The organism is Saccharothrix algeriensis, assembly GCF_016907655.1.
In the GTDB taxonomy this organism is placed as follows: Bacteria; Actinomycetota; Actinomycetes; order Mycobacteriales; family Pseudonocardiaceae; genus Actinosynnema; species Actinosynnema algeriense.
In genome coordinates this window covers 836,335-854,817 of sequence record NZ_JAFBCL010000001.1, presented here as the reverse complement: position 1 = coordinate 854,817, position 18,483 = coordinate 836,335, and the positions used below count along the sequence as shown (strand labels likewise).

The following is an 18,483-nucleotide window of genomic DNA, read 5'->3' as shown; positions in this document are numbered from 1 at the left end:
CGGGAAGCCACAATCGGCCCAACGGACCCACTCCGCGGCGCGAGTGGCGGCCACCGGCCGATCCCGCCCGGGGCGGCGCGGCGGGCTCGGCGGGCGTCGAGCCGGATTGTCGGTGCCCGCCCGTAGGGTGTGCCGCGGTCCCCCTCAGCTGCCCTGGAGTTGACGATGTCCTCGACGGTCCGGTCGTTCCGCACGCCCGACGGCGTCACGCTCGGGGTCGAGCACTTCGGTGACGGGGCAGCGCCCCTCGTGCTGCTCGCGGGCAGCACGACCATGCTCTCCTGGCCCGACGCGCTCTGCCGGGCCCTCGCCCGCGGCGGGCGGCACGTCGTGCGCTACGACCTGCGCGACGCCGGCGCGTCGACCACCGTCGACCCCGAGGCGCCGGCGTACGCGCTGTGCGACCTCGCCGCCGACGCCGCCGCGCTCGCCCGCGGGCTCGACGACCGGCCGGCGCACCTGGCGGGCATCGGCGTCGGCGGGATGGTCGCCCAGGTCGCCGCGCTCGACCACCCGGACGCGTTCTCGGCGCTGACCCTCGTCGGGACGCGGCCCGTCGCGCCGGGCCCGGTCGACGACGACCTGCCCGACCACGACGCGGAGACGATGCGGCGGAGGTTCGCGCTGCCGCTGCCCGACTGGTCCGACCGCGCGGCCGTGGCGCGGTTCGCCGCCGCCGGCGCCGAGGTCCTCGGCGACGACCCCGCGGCCGCGCGCGCGACCGCCGAGCGCGTCTTCGACCGCACGCCGAGCACGCGGCCCGCGGTCGCGATGGCGAACCAGCTGGGCATGGTGTTCTCCCGGCTCGACTGCACGCCGCGCTGGCGCGAACGCCTGCCCGGCCTCGCCCTGCCGACGCTGGTGGTGCACGGCCGCCGCAACCCGTTCTTCCCGCTCGGCAACGGCGAGGCGCTGGCCCGCGAGATCCCCGGCGCGCGGCTGCTGGTGCTCGACGCGGCCTCGACCGCGATCCCCGACCCGGCCGCCGACGAGGTCGCCGCGGCGATGCTCGCGCTGCGGGCGAGCGCCGCCGCGGTGGGCGGCCCGCCGGCCGCACGAGCCGACGCCCGGCGCGCGCCCCGCGGTTGAACCCCCGGAGCGGGGAAGCCGAGCGCGCGGCGGGAGCGCGGACGAGGCCGAGGAGCCGGGTGCGGTGACCCGACCACAGCGGGGAACCGGTCCGGGGCAGGTGGTGGGCTCCCACGGCACCTGCGCGGAAGCCGAACGGGCGGTGGACCACCTGTCGGACAACCGGTTCCCGGTGGAGCGCACGGCGATCAGGGGCGGGGGTTGAGCAGGTCGCGGGTCGGCTGACCCTGTGGAGGGACGTCCGCGGGCCGCCGAGGCCGCCCGGCGCTACCGGCAGGCCCGGGACAGGGCCGAGCAGCCGCGGACCGCGCTCGCCTCCCGGGCCGTGATCGACCGGGCCAGGGGCGTCCTGGTGTGGCGCCCGTCCGGGCCGGGGAGGATGGTGGGGTGATGGCGCACCCGGCGGGCAGCCCCCTCGACCACGTCGCCGCGGCGCGGCGGCTGCTGGCCGAGGTGGTCGACCGCGGCGCGGTGTACGAGGCGGTCGGCATCGTCCGGGGCGGGGTGGGCGGTGGTGACCCGACGTCGGCCGAGGAGCGGTTCTCCGCCCGGTACGACGACGCCCACTGCCGGGCGGAAGCCGCCCGCATGGCGGCGATCGTGGACGAGGCGGCGGACGGGCGGGCCGATCCGGACTGGGACGGGCGTTAGCCGGCCGGCGGCCGCGACCTGTGCACAGCGACCTGTGCACAGCGACCTGCGCACGTCGGCCTGCGCACGTCGGCCAGGGCAGCGACTGTGGCGGCAGTGTCGGCCGGGGCAGTGTCGGCCGGGGGGGGGGGGGGGGCAGCGTCGGTGGCCGGGTCCGGGGAACCGTCGACCAGCGCGCCGGTGATCCCGCTCGACGCGGCGGCGATCCGGTCGGTGCTGGGCACGTCGGCGGCACACGGCGCGCCGCGGGTGCGGTGCGCCGTGGCGGTCAGTCCGCGAGCCGGTCCAGCGGCAGGCGCCGCGCCAGCACGTCCCGCGCGACGTCGAGCACCGACCGGCGGCTGGCGAAGGCGTGCGCCCGCAGCCTGGCGAAGGAGTCCTCCAGGCTGATCCGCAGCTGCGCCGAGAGCATCCCGGTGGCGATGTTGACGTCCTGGTAGGAGACCTCGACGCGCAACCCCCCGGTGCCGGCCCGGCCGTGGTCGAGCAGCGCCAGGACCGTCAGGTCGGCCAGCACGGCGGCGTCGGTGACGACGTCGGGCGGCAGGCCGCCCGGCCGGCGGCGGTAGAGGGTCAGCGTGCCGAGCCGGATGCCGCCGAGCTGGAGCGGGAAGGCGCACGCTGCCGCCAGCCCCTCGCCCTCGGCCAGGTCGGCGAAACCGGGCCACCTCTCGCGGCGCGCGCTCAGGTCCGCCACCAGCACCGGCTCGCCGGTGGTGAACGCCGCCACCCCAGGACCCTCCCCGGCGGTGTACTGGAGCTCCTCCAGCACCGCGGCCCAGCGCTCGCTCGCACCGAGCAGTTCCTGGGCCCGCGAGCGGGTGCGCAGCGTCATCGCGGCGGCGTCGACGCCGGTCAGGACCCGGACGCACACCTCGCACAGCGCCTGCGCCCACCCGGCGCGGCCGGGGGAGGCCGTGCTCCCCGCGACCGCCCGCGCCAGCCGCTCCCGACGCTGCCCGTCCAACACCCGTCCCCGTCGTCGCAGGTGAGAGCCGACGAGGACCAGGCGCCCGCCGTGCTCGCCGCCCTCGGTGGCCTCTCGCACGAACGCGGTACGTCGCGGACGCGCCCCGGCCTCGTCCCGAAGTGCCGGGACATCCGATTATCCCGGTCCCACGGGCATCCGCACTCCCGGCCCGGGGACGCGTGGCAGGAGCCACCGCCACCCGGCGGGGCGGGGACCCGTGACGACCGGACCCGGCCGGGCGGGTCCGGTCGCGCCAGGACCGGCAACGGGTGATGTTGGCCTGATCGGGTGACGCCCGGGTTGGCCGCCCCCGCTCCGGGTAAGTGGCGGTGGACCGACCTCCGGAGGAGATCCCATGGCCGTTGAGCGCGAGCACGACACCGACCTGATCCGTGTGATCACCGCCGACCACCGCGAGGTCGAGCAGGTGTTCCGGGAGCTGGAGTCCGGGCAGGGCACCCCGGAGCACCGGCGTGCGCTGGCCGACCACGTCATCACCCAGCTGGTGCGCCACTCGGTGGCCGAGGAGCAGTTCCTGTACCCGGCCGCGCGCAAGGTCCTGCCCAACGGCGACGAGCTGGCCGACCACGAGATCGAGGAGCACGCCGAGGCCGAGCGGGTGATGAAGGAGCTGGAGGGGCTGGAGCCCACCGACCCGCGCTTCGACGAGCTGCTGGGCGAGCTGATGCGCGACATCCGCCACCACATCGCGGACGAGGAGGAGGACCTGCTGCCGGAGCTGGCCACCCGCTGCTCGGCCGAGGACCTGCAGGAGCTGGGGCGCAAGGTCATCGCGGCCAAGAAGGTCGCGCCCACCCGCCCCCACCCGGCGGCGCCGGACAGGCCCCCGGCCAACCTGCTGCTCAACCCCGGCACCGGCCTGATCGACCGGCTGCGCGACGCGCTGTCCGGCCGCAACCGCTGACACCCCCGCGGCGGCGGGCCGGCCCGCTCTCCCCCGGGAGCGGGGCCCGGCCGAGCGGGGGCAGGCGACCTCGCGCAGGACCGCCGCGACCGGGGAGCCGCCGATCGGGTGCCGGGCGGCCGTGCCGGGCGCCGCTGCCATCCGGGTGACCGGGGGAACGCCCGCCCCTCGCGCGACGTCGACCGGACGGGGGTGGGGCCGGTGGTCGGTGTCGTGGTGGCGGTCGCGGGCGCGGTGCTCGCGGCGTCGTCGGTGCTGTTCGAGGTGCCGGAGGTGGCTCGGACCGGCGGGGTGGTGTTCGGCGGCGACGCGCCGCGCGCCGACCCGACGTGGCTGGTGCTCGGCGTGGCCGTCGTCCTGGTGGCGGCCTGGGTGGTGCTCGCCGGCAAGCGGGTGGCCGGTGTCGTGGCCGCGGTCGCGGGCGTGCTCGGCGCGGGCCTCCTGCTGGCGGGGGACCTGGCCTCGGGTGTTTCCGGCGGCGGTGCGTCGGCGCTGCTGCTGGGGGCGGTGCTGGTGCTGGTGGCCGGTGCGGTGCGGCGCAGGCCGTCCGGTGCGCGGTGGGCCGCGGTGGCCGGTGTGGTCGTGCTCGTCGTGGCGGGCGCCGGTGTGCTGGTCGTGCCACGGGTGGCGCGGTCGGTGGTGGTGGACGCGGCCGGGGCGCGCCCGCTGCCCGCGGGCGACATCGCCGACCGCCCGACCGGCGCGCCGTGGCGGTGGACCGCGGACGGCCCGGTGGTGGCGGCGGTCGCGGCCGGTCCGGGCGTGGTGGTCGGCACGAGGACGGGCGCCGTCGCCCTCGTCGTGCGCGGCGGCGAGCAGGGCTGGCGGTACCGGCGCGCCGGGGCGGAGGTGACCGCGCTGCGCGCCACGCCGGACGGGTCGCTGGTGGTGGCCGTGTTCGGCGGCTCCGGGCCGTTCGAGCGCGACGAGGCCCTGTGGGTGGTGCTCGACCCGGTGACCGGCGCGGTGGTGCGGCAGTGGGCGGGGCCGGCGGCCGACGCGACCTACCCGCGCCCCACCGACACCGCGGCCGTGACGTGGGAGCGGACCGACCTGCCGCTGGGGCAGGTCGAGTACACCGCCGCGGCGGTGGAGCTGCGCACCGGGCGGCGGCTGTGGACGTGGCGCGCCCCGGACGGGTGCCGGTCGCCCCACCCCGTGATCGAGGCCGCGGCCGACACCGTGCTGGTCCCGCTGACGTGCGGGCAGGAGCACGGCCTGGCCGGGCTGGACGACCGGGACGGGCACGAGCGCTGGCGCTCCCTGACCCGGACCGGGCAGCCGGAGCGGCTCGTGGCCGACGTCGGCCACGACGGCGACGTGGTGTCGCTGACCGCCCACTTCACCACCGGCTCCCTGATCCACTCCCGCGACGGCCGCCCCATCGCCGAACCCGACCCGCGCCCGCGGTTCTGGGCGAGCGCCGGGCCGTTGCCGGTGGGCCAGGTCCGCGACACCGACAACGCGGTCACCGCCACCTTCGTGGCCGACCCCGCCACCGACGCGGTCCGCGCGGTCGCCGAGGTGCCGTGCGCCCGGCAGCTCACGGTGGCCGGCACGCGCACCACGCTGCTGCGCCTGTGCTCCACCGACACCGGCGCGGACCTGGTGTGGCAGGAACTCGACCGGGGCTCCGGCCACCGGGCGCCGGTGCCCGGCTGGAGGCCACCGAACCGCTCGGTGCCCGGCGACTACCGCTCGGCCTTCGACGACGACGGGATCCTGCCCGCGCCGGGTTTCCTCGCCGTGGTCCAGCTCGGCGCCGACACCGTCGCCGGCTTCCTGGGCTGAACGCGCCGCGGAGGGCCGGCCGAAACCCGCACTCCACCTGAAGAGGTGAACAAGCGGTTCTCGGCCCACGCCCTTCCCGGGACGGCAGAACAATCCCCCTTGCCGACAGCCACCGTCCACGGGAGGGCCTGAACACAATGACCACCGCCACTTCGGACATCATCAGCGAAAAGATCGAGCGCGCGTTCGACACCCTGGACGCCGATCGGAACGGCTACCTGGAGTGGTCGGACTACCAGAGCCTGGTCGACCGCTACCTGACGGCCTACGACCTCGACCGGGACGACCGCCGGGCCAGGGGGATCCAAGCCTTCTGCCAGCTGTACTGGGTCGAGCTGCTGCGCCACGCGGGCGTGGAGGGCGACCGGCTCACCAAGGAGCAGTTCGTCACGGCCAACCGCCTCGCGAGCATCGACACCAGCCGGCTCAACGTGGTCGAGGGCGCCAGCCACGCGATCTTCGACTGCGTCGACGCCGACGGCGACAACCAGATCAACCGGGCCGAGTTCGAGCGCTACCTCAGGGACGTCTGGCGGATCGCCGCCCCCGACGCCATGGAGTCCTTCGCCAAGCTGGACGCCGACGGCGACGGCAGGATCTCCCGGCAGGAGTTCATCCGCTCCCTGCGCGAGTACTACCACTCGACCGACCCCGACAGCGCGGGCAGCCTGTTCTTCGGGCACCTCTGAGCGACGCGGCCCGCACCGCGGACCGACGGCCGTGCCGGGGCGGGGAGGCCACCGCCCCGGCACGGCCCTGCCGTGCCTGCTCGACGCCCACGTCGCGCTGCGCCCGGCACTCCCCGGGGACCACGTGCTGCTGATCGGCGCCGCGCTGGGTGTGCGCTCCCAAGGGCTCTGCTGTGGCACCGGAGGAAATCCCACCGTCCACAGTGGACCGGATGAGCCTTGTCGCGTCGACGGCGGGGCCGCCGGCAGGGCCGGTGGTGCTCGTCGGCGGGTGCGGGCCGCCCGTCCCGTCGGACGGGGTGCGGCCCTTCACCAGATGGGGCGCAGAGGGGGCACGTCGTCGCCCGCCATGGCCCGGATCAGGCCGGTCATCTCCCCGCAGAGGGTGGATCACCCAGTTTCGCGGCGAGTTCGGCCTCCAGGGCATGGAGGGTCTGGGACACCACCGAGGAGGTCGGCGTCGGCCAGGCCGCCACCATCGCCGCCGGCGAGGTCCGCGTGGTCACCGCGGTCGGCGACGCCGAGGCGCTGGTCGCCATGGCCGTCGGCGGCAGGGCCCGGATGTCCGGCTCGGACAACGAGATCCCGCTGCCCTGGGCGGAGTGACCCGGTGCGGTCGCGCGGGTGTTGCGCGTGGCCGCACCCCTCCCGCCCACCAGGGGTTTCCGGTGTGGACAGTCCGCCCGGCGCCGGGCGGGCCACCCGCCTCAGACCCGTGCCACCGCCCGTGCCCTGGTCGCGGCGTGGCGCAGCAGGGCGGAACGGCCTCGGTTGGGCACCGTCCACAGGTCGTGGCCGCGCAGGCCCCAGCGGCCGAGCAGGCTGTTGGCGGCGAGGAAACCGGTGGTGGCGGCGCGTTCCATCAGGGCGACGGGCAGGTCCACCCGGGCCAGGTCGCCGGCGACCACCAGCGTCGGGTCGGGGGTGGTGACGGTGGGGCGGGCGGTGAACGAGCCGGGCGCGAACAGGGGGCAGTCCGCGGACAGGACGTGCTCCTCCTGGCGCACCCGCGCGCCGGACAGCTCCGGGTACACCGCCTCCAGCTCGCGCACCAGCGTGGCCACCACCTCGTCCTGGTCGCAGTCCTCGGCCAGGGCGTAGGCGTGCAGCTCCACGACCGAGCCGCCGGTGCGGTCGCGGTAGGCGCGCGCCTCGGCCTCGAAGTGGTCGAGCACGCTGACGTTGTCCAGCCGCCCGAAGCCGCTGGTGCCCAGGAACGGGGCGCGGTCGGGGCGGGCGGGGCGGTCCAGCCACAGCCTGCTCACCAGGAACGGCGGGGTCGTGCGCAGGTCGGCCACCCGCGCGCGCCACCCCGGGGTGGCCAGCTCCGGCGAGGCCCCGACCAGGGCGCGCAGGCCGGTGACGTCCACCGCCAGCACCACCGCGTCGACGTCCTCCTCGCCGCCGGCGACCACCCGGTAGCCGTCGGCGCGGCGGGTCACCCGCTCGACCGCGCTGCCGGTGCGCACCTGCACGCCGAGCGCCGCCAGGTGCCGGCGCATCGGCTCCCAGATCGCCGCCGGGTAGGTGTCGTCCGGCACGTCGAACAGCAGGCCCTCGCTGGAGCCGAGGAAGTAGATGTGGAACATGGTCGCCAGCTCGGCGGCCGACAGCGCCGACGGGTGGGCGAAGAAGCTGCGCGAGAACACCTCGAACGCCAGGTGCCGGGCCGCCTCGGGGAAGCGGATGCCGCGCAGGAACCCGTCGGCGTCCACGCCGTCCAGCTCGGTGTAGGTGCGCGGCAGCGACACGTCGAACAGCGCGGTGGCCGCGCGGGTGTCCATCCTCGTCAGGTCCCGCAGCGTGAACGTCTCGCTGCGCAGCACGAACCCGGCCACGTTCCACGGCGGCGTCAGCGGCAACCGCGCGAAGCTCTCCCGCGTGCCGTTGGCGTGCAGCAGCGGGTAGTCCGGCACCGGCCGCAGCCGCGCCAGGTCCGGGTCGGCGCGGCGCAGCAGGGCCCGCAGGTTGTAGTACTGCCGGAAGAAGGCGTGGAAGCCGCGCGTCATCGTCTCGCCGGTCGGGGTGGTCCACCCGCGCACCCGGCCGCCCAGCTCGTCGTGCCGCTCGTGCAGCACCACCCGCACGCCGCGCTCGGCCAGCGCGACCGCCGCGGCCACCCCGGCGACGCCCCCGCCGACGACGGCGACGCGCGGCTCGCGCCCGCGCTCGGGCCGCGCCCGCCCGGGGTGGCCGGGCAGCAGGCGCGCGCGGCGGTCGCGACCGGCCGGCGGGGACCTCCGGCCGGTGAGCAGGAGCAGGGGCAGGCCGGGGGACGCGGTCATGCCAGCGATCCTGGCACCGCCGCACCCGTCCCGCCCGATGAGCGGGAACCCGCTCGTCCGGCCCGATCGGGTGACCGCCGCTAGGGTTTCGTGACATGTCGACGCGCCCGGCCCTCCGCGTTCCCGCCCGCGCGGCCCCGGTCGCCGCCTGGGTCCTGGCGGCCGGCGTGGTGCTGGCCCAGATCGTCTACTCGATGACCGACCCCGCCGACCGGATCGTCACCACGGTGCTCTCGGTCGCGCTGTTCTGCGCGGCCTCGGTGCTCGACGCCGCCGCCCGGTTCGGCGCCCGCGCCGCCGGGCTGCTGGTCCTCGTCGCCGGCGGCGGCGGGCTGCTGGCCGAGGCGGTGGGCGTGCACACCGGGTTCCCGTTCGGCCGGTACGCCTACACCGGGACGCTGGGCGCGCAGCTGCTGGGCGTCCCGGTGGTGGTGCCGATGGCGTGGGTCATGATGGCCTGGCCGGCGCTGCTGGTGGGGCGCGCGCTGGGCGCCCGGCTGCCGGGCGGCGGCCGGGCGGTGGTCCCGGTCGCGACGTGGGCGCTGGCGTCGTGGGACGTGTTCCTGGACCCGCAGATGGTCGACGCGGGCCACTGGACGTGGGCGCACCCGACGCCCGCGCTGCCCGGCGTGGCCGACGTCCCGCTGACCAACTTCGCGGGCTGGCTGCTGGTCGCCGCGCTGATCACCGGCGCGCTGCACGTTCTGCTGGGCGGCGCGGACCGGCGGCGCGGCCCCACGCCCGACGTGGACCTGCGGCGCGGCCCCTCGCTCGCCGTGGACCTGCGCCGCGGTCCCGCGCCCGTGCTGTACCTGTGGACCTACGGCTCGTCGGTGTGGGCGCACGCGGCGTTCTTCGACCGGCCCGGCTCGTCGCTGGTCGGCGGGCTGCTGATGGGCGCGGTCGCGGTGCCGTTCGCGGTCGCGCTGTGGCGGGCGCACCGGTGAGGCGGGTGCTGGGCGCCCTGGTCGCGGGCGGGTCGGCGGTCGCCGCGCTGGGCACGGCGCACGCCCTGGTCAACGCCCGGCTCGTGCGCGCGCCGGCCGCCGACCCGCCGCCGTGCGCGGAACCGGTGTCGGTGCTGGTGCCCGCCCGGGACGAGGCGCACCGCATCGCGCCGACGCTGCGGTCGCTGCTGGCGCAGCGGGGCGTGCCCGACCTGGAGGTGCTGGTCTGCGACGACGGGTCCACCGACGGCACCGCCGACGTGGTGCGCGCCGTCGTCGCCGGCGACCCGAGGGTGCGGTTGATCACCGGCTCGCCCCCTCCGGACGGCCTGCCCGGCAAACCCGGCGCGTGCGCGCGGCTGGCCGCCGAGGCGCGCGGCCGGGTGCTGGTGTGCGTGGACGCCGACGTCGTGCTGGAGCCGCACGCGGTGGCCGCCGCCGCGCACCTGCTGCGGTCGGCGGGGCTCGACGCGGTCTCGCCGTTCCCGCGCCAGCTGGCCGACGACGCCGCGACGCGCCTGGTGCAGCCGCTGCTGCAGTGGTCCTGGCTGGTGTTCCTGCCGCTGCGGGTGGCCGAGCGGTCCCCGCGCGAGGCGCTGAGCGCGGCCAACGGCCAGTTCTTCGTCATCGACGCGGACGCCCTGCGCCGCTGCGGCGGGTTCGAGGCGGTGGCCGACGCGGTGCTCGACGACATCGCGCTCATGCGGGCGGTGAAGCGCTCCGGCGGGCGCGGGGCGGTGGCCGACGGGTCGGGCGTGGCGCGGTGCCGCATGTACCGGGGGTGGGCGGAGGTCGCGGCGGGCTACGAGAAGTCGCTGTGGGCGGCCACCGGCAGCCCGGTGCGCGCGGCGCTGCTCGCCGCCCTGCTGGGGTGGGTGTTCCTGCTGCCGCCGCTGGCCGCGCTGACCGGGTCGGGGGCGGGGCTGCTGGGGTACGCGGCGGCGGTGGCCGGGCGCGCGGTGACGGCCCGGCGCACCGGCGGCCGGGCGTGGCCGGACGCGCTGGCGCACCCGGTGTCGGTCGGCGTGCTGCTGCGCCTGCTGGCGCGCTCCTGGCGGGCCCGCCGCGCGGGCACGCTGACCTGGAAGAACCGACCGCTGCACGGGAGCCGCTGATGGCGCGAGTCGTCGTGGTCGGCGCGGGCATGGGCGGGCTGGCCGCCGCCGCGCGCCTGGCCGCCACCGGGCACCGGGTGACGGTGCTGGAGCAGTCCGGCACGCACGGCGGCAAGCTCGGCGAGCTGCGGCGCGACGGGTTCTCGTTCGACACCGGGCCGTCGCTGCTGACCCTGCCGCACGTCTACCGCGACCTGTTCGCCGAGACCGGCGGCGACCTGGACGCGGCGGTGCGGATCGAGCCGGTGGACCCCACGTGCCACTACCGGTTCGCCGACGGGTCGGAGGTGGACCTCCCGCACGACCCGGCTGCCGTGCCCGGCGCGCTGGAGGCGGCGTTCGGCGGCGGCGCCGGGCGGGAGTGGGCCGAGCTGATGGCCGACGCCGCCCGGCTGTGGGACCTGGTGGGCGAGTCCGTGCTGCAGCGCCCGCTCAACGGCGTGGGCGACCTGCTGCGGCGCTCGACGAGCGTGCGCGACCTGTGGGCGCTCGCGCCGTGGCGGACGCTGCGCGCGGTGGGCCGGCGGCTGTCGGACCCGCGCGCCCGGGTGCTGCTCGACCGCTACGCCACCTACAGCGGCTCGGACCCGCGCCGCCTGCCCGGCCTGATGACCGTCGTGCCCTACATCGAGCAGCGCTACGGCGGCTGGTACGTGCGCGGCGGCCTGCGCCGGCTCGGCGACGCGCTGCTCGCGCACTGCCGCGGGCTGGGCGTGCGCTTCGAGTTCGGGGCCCGCGTCACGGCGGTGCGCCCGGCCGGCGGCGGGGTGGTGCTGGCCGGCGGCGCGGTCGTGCCCGCCGACGTCGTCGTCTCCGACGCGGACGCGCGGCACCTCTACGACGGGCTGCTCACCGACCGCCGGGCCCGCCGGCCGCGCCGCGCCCTGGCCCGCGCGGTGCCGTCCCTGTCCGGGTTCGTGCTGCTGCTGGCGCTGCGCGGGCGCTCGCCGCGCCCGCGCCACCACCGCGTGCTGTTCCCCGCCGACTACGACGCCGAGTTCGACGCCCTGTTCGGCCCCGCGCCGCGCCCGGTGCCCGACCCGGCGGTCTACGTGTGCTCCCCGGCCGACCCGGCCGTCGCCCCGGCCGGTCACGAGGCGTGGTTCGTGCTGGTCAACGCCCCGCGCCAGGGCCAGGTCGACTGGACCGCGCCCGGCGTCGCCGAGCGGTACGCCGACCACGTGCTCGCCGTGCTGGCCGACCGCGGGCACGACGTGCGCGACCGCCTGCTGTGGCGCGAGGTCCGCACCCCGGCCGACTGGGAGCGCGACACGGGCTCGGTCGGCGGCGCGCTGTACGGCTCGTCGTCCAACGGGGCGCGCGCCGCGCTGCTGCGCCCGGCCAACCGCAGCCCCGTGCCCGGCCTCTACCTGGTCGGCGGCTCCGCCCACCCCGGCGGCGGGCTGCCGCTGGTGGCCATGTCGGCCAGGATCGCCGCGGACCTCATCGGCCCGGCGTGAGGTCCGGCCCGACGCGGTCGCGCAGCTCCCGGCGCAGCGCGACCGCCAGGTGCGCGCCGCCGGCCGCGGCCACCACCGCCCACAGCGCCAGGCACACCACCCCCCACGACCACCCCGTCCACGGCGTGCCGCCGGTCCACAGCCCCGCGCCCAGGCAGGCCACCGCCGCGATCACCACGCGCGTCGGGCGCTCGGCCACCGTGATCGCGCCCGCGCCGGCCATGCCCGCGCCCTGGGCGCGGGCGCGGGCGTACTCGTGCAGCAACAGCGACCCGCCCACCGCCGCCGCGAGCCACCCCGGCCCGCCCAGCACGACCAGCAGCACCACCAGGCACACGTCGGCGAGCCGGTCGGCCACCGCGTCCACCACCGCGCCCAGCGGGCGGGCGCGGCCCGTGCGCAGCGCCACCGCCCCGTCCACGCCGTCGAGCAGCCCCGACACCACGACCAGCGCGCCCGCCGCCAGCGCCCACCGCCCGCCCGCCGCCGCCACGCCCACCGCGCCCGCGGCGGCCACCACGCCCGCCGCCGACAGCACGTCGGGCGGCACCCGCAGCAGGCCCTTCGCCAGCACGTGGACGAGCCTGATCCACCCCACCGCCAGCGGGTTGCCGGACACGTCGTGCCCGTGCAGCCGTGACCAACCCCGCACCTCGTCCACCGCACCACCGTAGGTCGGCCGGTGTGCGCTTGCCGGACGCGGGGTACACGCGACCATGCGAACGGTCCGCGCGGTGCTGCGGCACGCCCTGACGGCGCTGCGCGGGCGCGACCTGGCCCTGTGGGCGGCCGGGATCACCTTCTTCGCGGCCCTGGCGGTGGTCCCGGTGCTGCTGCTGGCGCTGCGCGGCGCCGCCGTCCTCTTCGGACCGGGGCTGGTCACCGACGGCGCGCGGCTGCTGGGCGAGGCCCTGCCCGACGCGCAGGACCCGGGGCCCGCGCTGCGCGCGCTGACCGACGCCGCGCTGGGCGCGTCCTGGCCCGTGCTGCTGTCCACCCTGCTGCCCGCCAGCCTGTACGGCGAGGGGCTGCGCCGCGGCCTGCTGCAGATCGCGGGCGAGCCGGCCGGCGCGAAGACCGGGTGGCTGGGCCGGATCGGCTTCGTGCCGGTGCTGCTCGCCGCACCGGTGCTGGTGGCCGCGCCGCTCGCGCTCGCGCCGTCGGTCGCCCCCGACTACCGGGCGGGCGGCTGGTCGGCGGCGTGGGGCGTGGTCGTGTCGTTCCACGTCGACTGGATCGCGCTGTCGGTGGCGATCTGCCTGGTGTTCCTGACCACGGGCCCGAGCCTGCTGCCGCGCGGGCTCGCCGTCGCCGGCGGGTTCTGCACGGGCGCGGTGCTGACCGGGTTCCTGCACGGCTTCCTGCTGTTCCTGGCCATCCCGGTGGACTGGGCGTTCCCGTTCGCCGGGCTGACGGCGGTGGGCGCGGTGGCCGCCCTGGGCCTGTGGCTGTACCTGCTGCACATCGTCCTGCTGCTGGCCTACCGGGTGCTGCTGAGCGCGCACGCGGTCCGCCGCGGGCGGTGACGGGGGCCGGCTCCGCCTGTCCGAAGTGGACGGTCCGGTGGGGAGGCGCCGGCCCCGACCGCTCAGCCCGGCCGGCCCCGGCCCGGCGCCCGCGGCGAGCACCGCCGGCCCGGCCGCGGCGGGGAACCGGCCCGGTGCCGGGCCGCGTGGCGCGGCCGGTCGCTCACGCCCGGCTGACCAGGTCGGCGGGGTCGGTGTTGGCGCCGCAGAGCACGACGACCACGCGCTCGTCGGGCCGGGGCCGGTAGGCGCCGGTGAGCAGCGCGGCCAGCGCGGTGGCCGCGCCGTGCTCGACGACGACGCGCCGGTGGTCCCACAGGGCCTGGCGGGCGGCGGCGATCGAGGCGTCGTCGACCAGGACCGAGGTCGCCCGGACGCGCTGGGCGACCTCCAGCGCCGTGGCGGAGGCGCGGCGGGCGCCGAGGGAGTCGGCGGCGATCGAGCTGACGGGGACGTCGACCGGTCGCCCGTGCTCCAGCGCGGCGTTCAACGCGCGGCTGTGCTCGGGCTCGACGGCCACCACCCGCAGCCCGTGGTGCGCGGCGACCGCGCCGATCCCGGCGAACAGGCCGCCGCCGCCCACGGCCGTCACGATCGTCGTCACCGCCGGGGACGTCGAGCGGCGCCGGAGCGACTCCACGATCTCCTCGGCCAGGGTGCCCGCGCCCGCGGCGATGAGGGGGTTGTCGTAGGCGTGCGAGGCGATGGCGCCGGTGGCCTCGGCGAACTCGTGGGAAGCCTCCAGGGCCTGCGCGTACTCGGTGCCGACCTGGCGCACCTGCGCGCCGTAGGTCAGCAGCCTGGCGACCTTGACCGGTGGCGCCGTCTCGGGCACGAACACCGTCGCGGCGATGCCGTGCCGCCGCGCCGCCCAGGCGCAGGCCAGCCCCGCGTTGCCCCCGGAGGCGATGACGACCCCCGCGTCCGGCATGGCGCCGCCCTTCAGGTGCGCCGCGGTGAAGTTGACCGCGCCGCGGGCCTTGAACGAGCCGGTGTGCTGCATGTACTCCGCTGCCAGCCAGACCTCCGCCGGGCCGAGGGCGTCGGCGTCCGCGGGCAGCAGCGAGACGGGGCGGACCACGCCCTCGACGCGCGCGGCGGCGGCGAGGACGTCGTCGTAGGACAGTGCTTCCACAACAGCCTTTCCGTGGTCACGACCGGGCGGTCGACGGCGGTCGACCCCGCGAGGGACGCGAACGCCGCACGACGCCCCTCGCGGGGGCGCACCGCGTGCAGGTGGACGGGGTTGAACAGTAGCGCGTCCCCGACCCGGGGCCGCGACGGCCGCGGACGCCCTGCCGCGGCGGTCGGCGGTCGAGGGTCGGCCCGGATCACGTCACCGGGCGCCCCATCCACCAGTTGCCCGGCGCCTCCGGGTCGGTGCTGGACCAGAACTCCACGCACGCGCGGACGAACTCCTCGGCGGTGAGGTGGCCGTCGCCGTCGGTGTCGAGGTGCTCGAACGCCTCGGCGGCCTCGGCTTCGGTGAGGCCGGGGAAGTGGCCGCGCTGGAACACCAGGTACTCGGCGGCGTTCACGCGGCCGTCGGTGTCGGTGTCGGCGATGGCCAGGAACGCCTCGGCCAGCGCGCCGACGCCGGCGCGGGCGGCGTGCGGGTCGTCGGCGAGCGAGCCGGTGGAGGCGAGGAACTGCTCGCGCGAGATGGCCGTGCCGCCGTCGGGGACGTGGGGCAGGTGCAGGTCGTGCCAGATCCGCAGGTAGGCGTCGACGATGCGCCGCTCCTGCGGCGAACCGGGCGCGTGCCCGAGGGAGTCGGCGGCCCGGCTGCCCATCAGGACGTGGTCCTGCTCGGTGAGCAGCCCGTCCCCGTCGACGTCGAGGTGGTCGAACCCGTGGTTGATCTTCGCTTTGAGCAGGTCGTTGACCGGCATGAACCCTCCGTGGGAGATCGTTCGGCGCGAAAAGCACAGGATGGTGCGGCCGGGAGTGGCCGGACAACGCCTGAACAGGTGCCGAAAAGCCTCGACCGAGTGATGTCCGGCAGTCGTCACCGCGACGGTGCCGGATCATCGCTACGACCGGTGGTCGCGATGGTGGAGTCTGTCGGTGCCGGTGAACGGCGGCACTCCGGTTCGGGCACCGACTTGATGGGCGTCGTCGGTGGGGCTGCTTCGGGCCTGGTCGACCCGTGCGGACCACCTCGTCATGGCCCGAGTCGGCTATCTGCGGGATCCGGCCACACGGTGACGATTCGTGCGGGACCATCTCCCCGTGCGCGATGGCCGGTCAGACAGTGCCCACGACCGCCCAGGCGGTGCTGTGGATCAAGGGGGCGGGGGAGTCCCGAGGAGCGCACTGGGAAGCGTGCAGCGGGCGCGGGTGGGGTCCTCCGGTTCGGTGGTCCAAGCGGGTCGGGATCTCAGCCTCACCATCCAGCATCACGTGCACCCGAGTTCACGGGCGGCGGTGTGGTTGACGCGCTCAGGTGCCGGCGTTCTCGCCGTGTTCACCGGGATCGCGGTGGTGGCCGGTGTCGGGACGGTGGTTCACGGGGGAGCATTGCTGCGACCGGTGCCGGCGTGGATCATCCCGATCACAGGTGTCCTGGTTGCCGCCCTGGTGCTGCACACGGGGAAGCGGAGACGGCGTGGATCCGCGCGGCGTGTGTTCCTGGTGGTATCGGCATTCAGCGAGAAGCACTGGCTGGCGGGGTTCGTCCAGCGACTGCACGGCGCGCTCGACCGCAGCGGGATCGACCTGGTGCTCAAGGTGCCCGACCGGGACTACGACGCCGCGGCGCAGGCGCACCACATGCGTCGGGTGCTGACCGCTCGGCACGACTTCGTCGGTGGCTTCGTCCTCGCGGCGGAGGTGCACCGGATGCGGCGCGACCTGGTCGAGTTCTGCGGCGAGTCGGCGGTGCCGGTGGTCTTCACCGACCTGGAGCCGTTCGAAGGGGAGGACCAGTACCCGGAGAACGCGGCCTTCGTCGGGTACCTCAGCGCGGACATCGGTGCCCTGGCCGGTCAGTGGTTGGCGTCCTACCTGCGGCCACGTGGCCTGCGACAGCCCCACGTGCTGATCGTGGCCAGCCTGGAGCACCAGGATCGGCAGACGTGTTGTGCTGAAGTCCTGCGACACCGCGTTCCCGACGTCGACATCACCATCAACGACGGTTGCGCCTACCGCCGCTCGAAGGCATACGACGCAGTCCAGTCCCACATCCGCTTGCTCGACCGGAGACGCGGCCGCTTGGACGCCGTGTTCTGCACCAACGACGAAATGGCCCTAGGCGCGGTCGACGCGCTTCACGCTTTCGCCTCGCCGATCACCGCCGCCACGGTGGTGATCGGCGTCGATGGCATCCCGGAGGTCCGGACCATGATCGACGCAGGCACGAGCCCGTTGCGGGCGACCGTGGTCCAGGATGCGCACCACCTCGCCGAGAACGCTGTCCACGTGCTGGAACGGATGCACGATCGCCGCCATGTCGTCAAACGAACCGTGCTGCGACCCGAGGTCTACCAAGCCGAGTGACCCCCGCCACTCAGACCCGCGCGACGCCTCAGGTCTTCGGCCACGGCATGGTCATGACCGCCTGCGCTCAAGTGCCCCGACGCCACCCTCGCTCACGATGTCCACGCCGCAGCCCACCGAACCGCAGAGAGTGTCCAACCAGTCCGGCTGCTGGGCCACACGGTTCTGCCCCTGTGGTCGTGGCAGCACTACGCCGTTCTTGCGCTGTTCCTCGTGGCCGGCGGACATCGCCGACGTGGCCTGGGCGCACCTTGAGCACACCGGGACGGCTTACCGCACCGACGGCAAGGTGCCACCCGACGCGCGGTATGGCAGAACAGTTTTGCGGTTGATCCGCAAGAACGGTGAGCAGAAATGGTGGACGGCCCTCACAACCCCGTGCCGGCGCGTTCGGTGAAACCTGCTCGGCTGTTCCGTCGAGGTGGGGGAGAGGTGCAAGGCGATGGAAACACGTGGTTGCGCCTGATGCCCGTTGTGATAGGTCGGTCGGAAGTACTTACTTTGCGAATAGCGCCGTGTGGCGGAGGCTCATACCGAAAGCGCCTTCGTGTCGTCCCGCTCCGCCGTCACGTCCTCCCGGCCCTTGGCCTCCCGCAGGCGGACCGGGTCGGCGTCCCAGCTCGGCGATGATCTTCCGGGCCTGATCGGGGAGGTCGGGAAGTGAGTGCGGCTCGTTATCCGGGTGTTAGCCCGAAAGTTGCAGGTGGTCTTGCGGCGCAGTGGATCGCGCACCTCGCGGGGGCTCGTCAAGCTGACACAACCGGACGATTGCTCCGGGAACCGCCGGTCACTATCGTGCGATTTGCGACGATGTGCCCGGGAGGTCGTCTCCCCGGGGAGTCGACATATCCCAGGTCTTTTCCTGTCCATTGGGAGGCGCAGTGACTTCGGATGCAAGCGATGTCGAGACCGAGACGGTGTCCGTCGCGGCCGGCACGATGGTGCTCACCTCGGCGCAGCCGAACTCCGGCGCCGGAGGCGCCGCCATCACCTACAACGGTTACAACCTGGGCCAGGTCCAGGGGGCGGCTTTCAAGGATTCCGCCAACAACACGAACGTCGTGCCGGCCGCCGCTCTGGGCGGTGGGGCGTCGGCGACCTCCGTGGTCCCGTCGGGGATGACCGCGGGCGTCGGGTCGACCTGGCTGCTGGGCAGCAACGGCCAGAGCAACTCCGTGCCGTTCACCTTCGGCTGACCGCGTGCGGCCCTCGTGCGAGGGGCCCGCACCGCGGCTGTAGCGCGGTCCGCGAGCCGGTGGCCGGGCCGGTCCTCTCACGCGCGTGAGAGGACCGGCCCGGTCGGCGCTCCACCGCGGTGCCGCCCACGCCGACGGCCGTTGTCCGCCCGGAGCAGGGCTTCCTCGTCCGGAAGATGTGATAAGGCTCCCGACCTGCCCGGGGCGGTGGGTGTGATTGAGTGTCGCGCATGTCGTCGCCACCACCGCATCCGCAGGGTCTGGGCGGACCGGGGCCGGGTAGTGGACCTCAGCCCTGGCCCGCGTACCCCACCGGGCCGGTGCACAGTGGACCGACGTGG

At 75.9% G+C, this 18,483-nt stretch carries 18 protein-coding genes; 13 read left to right on the top strand and 5 right to left on the bottom strand.

All coding sequences use genetic code 11. From position 1 onward, the window contains the following. Positions 1 to 165: 165 nt before the first annotated feature. The 4 genes from JOE68_RS03500 (at position 166) to JOE68_RS03485 (ending at position 1,740) form a co-directional block, all read left to right on the top strand. Entirely contained in the window at positions 166 to 1,089 is a 924-nt protein-coding gene (locus JOE68_RS03500; RefSeq protein WP_204840908.1) for an alpha/beta fold hydrolase, read from the top strand. A gap of 64 nt (positions 1,090 to 1,153) precedes the next feature. Continuing rightward, positions 1,154 to 1,294: a hypothetical protein gene (locus tag JOE68_RS30850; RefSeq protein ID WP_239562113.1), complete on the top strand. Its 141-nt coding sequence runs from the start codon at positions 1,154 to 1,156 to the stop codon at positions 1,292 to 1,294. Between the two features lie 24 nt (positions 1,295 to 1,318). Then, entirely contained in the window at positions 1,319 to 1,480 is a 162-nt protein-coding gene (locus tag JOE68_RS03490) for a hypothetical protein (protein WP_204846388.1), read from the top strand. Further along, complete coding sequence (locus tag JOE68_RS03485) at positions 1,477 to 1,740, top strand: hypothetical protein (RefSeq protein WP_204840907.1); 264 nt, start codon at positions 1,477 to 1,479, stop codon at positions 1,738 to 1,740. The genes JOE68_RS03490 and JOE68_RS03485 overlap by 4 nt, the downstream gene beginning before the upstream one ends. A gap of 268 nt (positions 1,741 to 2,008) precedes the next feature. Here JOE68_RS03485 and JOE68_RS03480 read toward each other — a convergent pair whose 3' ends face one another. Next, a complete protein-coding gene (locus tag JOE68_RS03480) occupies positions 2,009 to 2,788 on the bottom strand; it encodes a GAF and ANTAR domain-containing protein (protein WP_307819492.1) in 780 nt (259 codons plus the stop codon). Between the two features lie 277 nt (positions 2,789 to 3,065). Between JOE68_RS03480 and JOE68_RS03475 the strand changes: the two genes are divergently transcribed. From JOE68_RS03475 to JOE68_RS03465, 3 genes are all read left to right on the top strand, one after another. Next, the gene (locus JOE68_RS03475; protein WP_204840906.1) at positions 3,066 to 3,635 is read left to right on the top strand and encodes a hemerythrin domain-containing protein; all 570 of its coding nucleotides are present in this window, start codon (positions 3,066 to 3,068) and stop codon (positions 3,633 to 3,635) included. A 201-nt stretch (positions 3,636 to 3,836) separates the two neighbouring features. Further along, the gene (locus JOE68_RS03470) at positions 3,837 to 5,426 is read left to right on the top strand and encodes a hypothetical protein (protein ID WP_204840905.1); all 1,590 of its coding nucleotides are present in this window, start codon (positions 3,837 to 3,839) and stop codon (positions 5,424 to 5,426) included. 137 nt (positions 5,427 to 5,563) lie between these two features. Further along, a complete protein-coding gene (locus tag JOE68_RS03465; protein ID WP_204840904.1) occupies positions 5,564 to 6,115 on the top strand; it encodes an EF-hand domain-containing protein in 552 nt (183 codons plus the stop codon). 707 nt (positions 6,116 to 6,822) lie between these two features. Here the strand turns inward: JOE68_RS03465 and JOE68_RS03460 are convergent. Next, positions 6,823 to 8,400 carry an FAD-dependent oxidoreductase gene (locus JOE68_RS03460; RefSeq protein WP_204840903.1) on the bottom strand — a complete coding sequence of 526 codons (1,578 nt, stop codon included), beginning with the start codon at positions 8,398 to 8,400 and terminating at the stop codon, positions 6,823 to 6,825. 95 nt (positions 8,401 to 8,495) lie between these two features. Between JOE68_RS03460 and JOE68_RS03455 the strand changes: the two genes are divergently transcribed. Genes JOE68_RS03455 through JOE68_RS03445 form a run of 3 tightly spaced genes read left to right on the top strand, consistent with a single transcriptional unit; the run spans position 8,496 to position 11,922 of the window. Beyond that, on the top strand, positions 8,496 to 9,347 hold the full coding sequence (locus JOE68_RS03455) for a carotenoid biosynthesis protein (RefSeq protein WP_204840902.1): 852 nt from the start codon (positions 8,496 to 8,498) through the stop codon (positions 9,345 to 9,347). Continuing rightward, positions 9,344 to 10,462 (top strand): glycosyltransferase family 2 protein, encoded by a 1,119-nt coding sequence (locus JOE68_RS03450; protein WP_204840901.1) that lies wholly within the window; start codon positions 9,344 to 9,346, stop codon positions 10,460 to 10,462. Before JOE68_RS03455 ends, JOE68_RS03450 begins: the two co-directional genes overlap by 4 nt. After that, positions 10,462 to 11,922, top strand: coding sequence for a phytoene desaturase family protein (locus JOE68_RS03445; RefSeq protein WP_204840900.1), 1,461 nt, complete (start codon positions 10,462 to 10,464; stop codon positions 11,920 to 11,922). The genes JOE68_RS03450 and JOE68_RS03445 overlap by 1 nt, the downstream gene beginning before the upstream one ends. Here JOE68_RS03445 and JOE68_RS03440 read toward each other — a convergent pair. After that, complete coding sequence (locus JOE68_RS03440) at positions 11,906 to 12,583, bottom strand: CDP-alcohol phosphatidyltransferase family protein (RefSeq protein ID WP_307819490.1); 678 nt, start codon at positions 12,581 to 12,583, stop codon at positions 11,906 to 11,908. The two genes, JOE68_RS03445 and JOE68_RS03440, sit on opposite strands and share 17 nt — an antisense overlap. 55 nt (positions 12,584 to 12,638) lie before the next feature. On the opposite strand from JOE68_RS03440, the gene JOE68_RS03435 reads away from it, so the two are divergent. Continuing rightward, positions 12,639 to 13,448 (top strand): YhjD/YihY/BrkB family envelope integrity protein, encoded by an 810-nt coding sequence (locus tag JOE68_RS03435; protein WP_204840899.1) that lies wholly within the window; start codon positions 12,639 to 12,641, stop codon positions 13,446 to 13,448. A gap of 163 nt (positions 13,449 to 13,611) precedes the next feature. Here JOE68_RS03435 and JOE68_RS03430 read toward each other — a convergent pair whose 3' ends face one another. Continuing rightward, a complete protein-coding gene (locus JOE68_RS03430; protein WP_307819489.1) occupies positions 13,612 to 14,583 on the bottom strand; it encodes a serine/threonine dehydratase in 972 nt (323 codons plus the stop codon). A 196-nt stretch (positions 14,584 to 14,779) separates the two neighbouring features. After that, complete coding sequence (locus JOE68_RS03425) at positions 14,780 to 15,340, bottom strand: EF-hand domain-containing protein (RefSeq protein ID WP_204840898.1); 561 nt, start codon at positions 15,338 to 15,340, stop codon at positions 14,780 to 14,782. 571 nt (positions 15,341 to 15,911) lie between these two features. Between JOE68_RS03425 and JOE68_RS03420 the strand changes: the two genes are divergently transcribed. Further along, positions 15,912 to 16,946: a sugar ABC transporter substrate-binding protein gene (locus JOE68_RS03420; protein WP_204840897.1), complete on the top strand. Its 1,035-nt coding sequence runs from the start codon at positions 15,912 to 15,914 to the stop codon at positions 16,944 to 16,946. 881 nt (positions 16,947 to 17,827) lie between these two features. Further along, on the top strand, positions 17,828 to 18,142 hold the full coding sequence (locus tag JOE68_RS03415) for a hypothetical protein (protein ID WP_204840896.1): 315 nt from the start codon (positions 17,828 to 17,830) through the stop codon (positions 18,140 to 18,142). Positions 18,143 to 18,483: the final 341 nt, after the last annotated feature.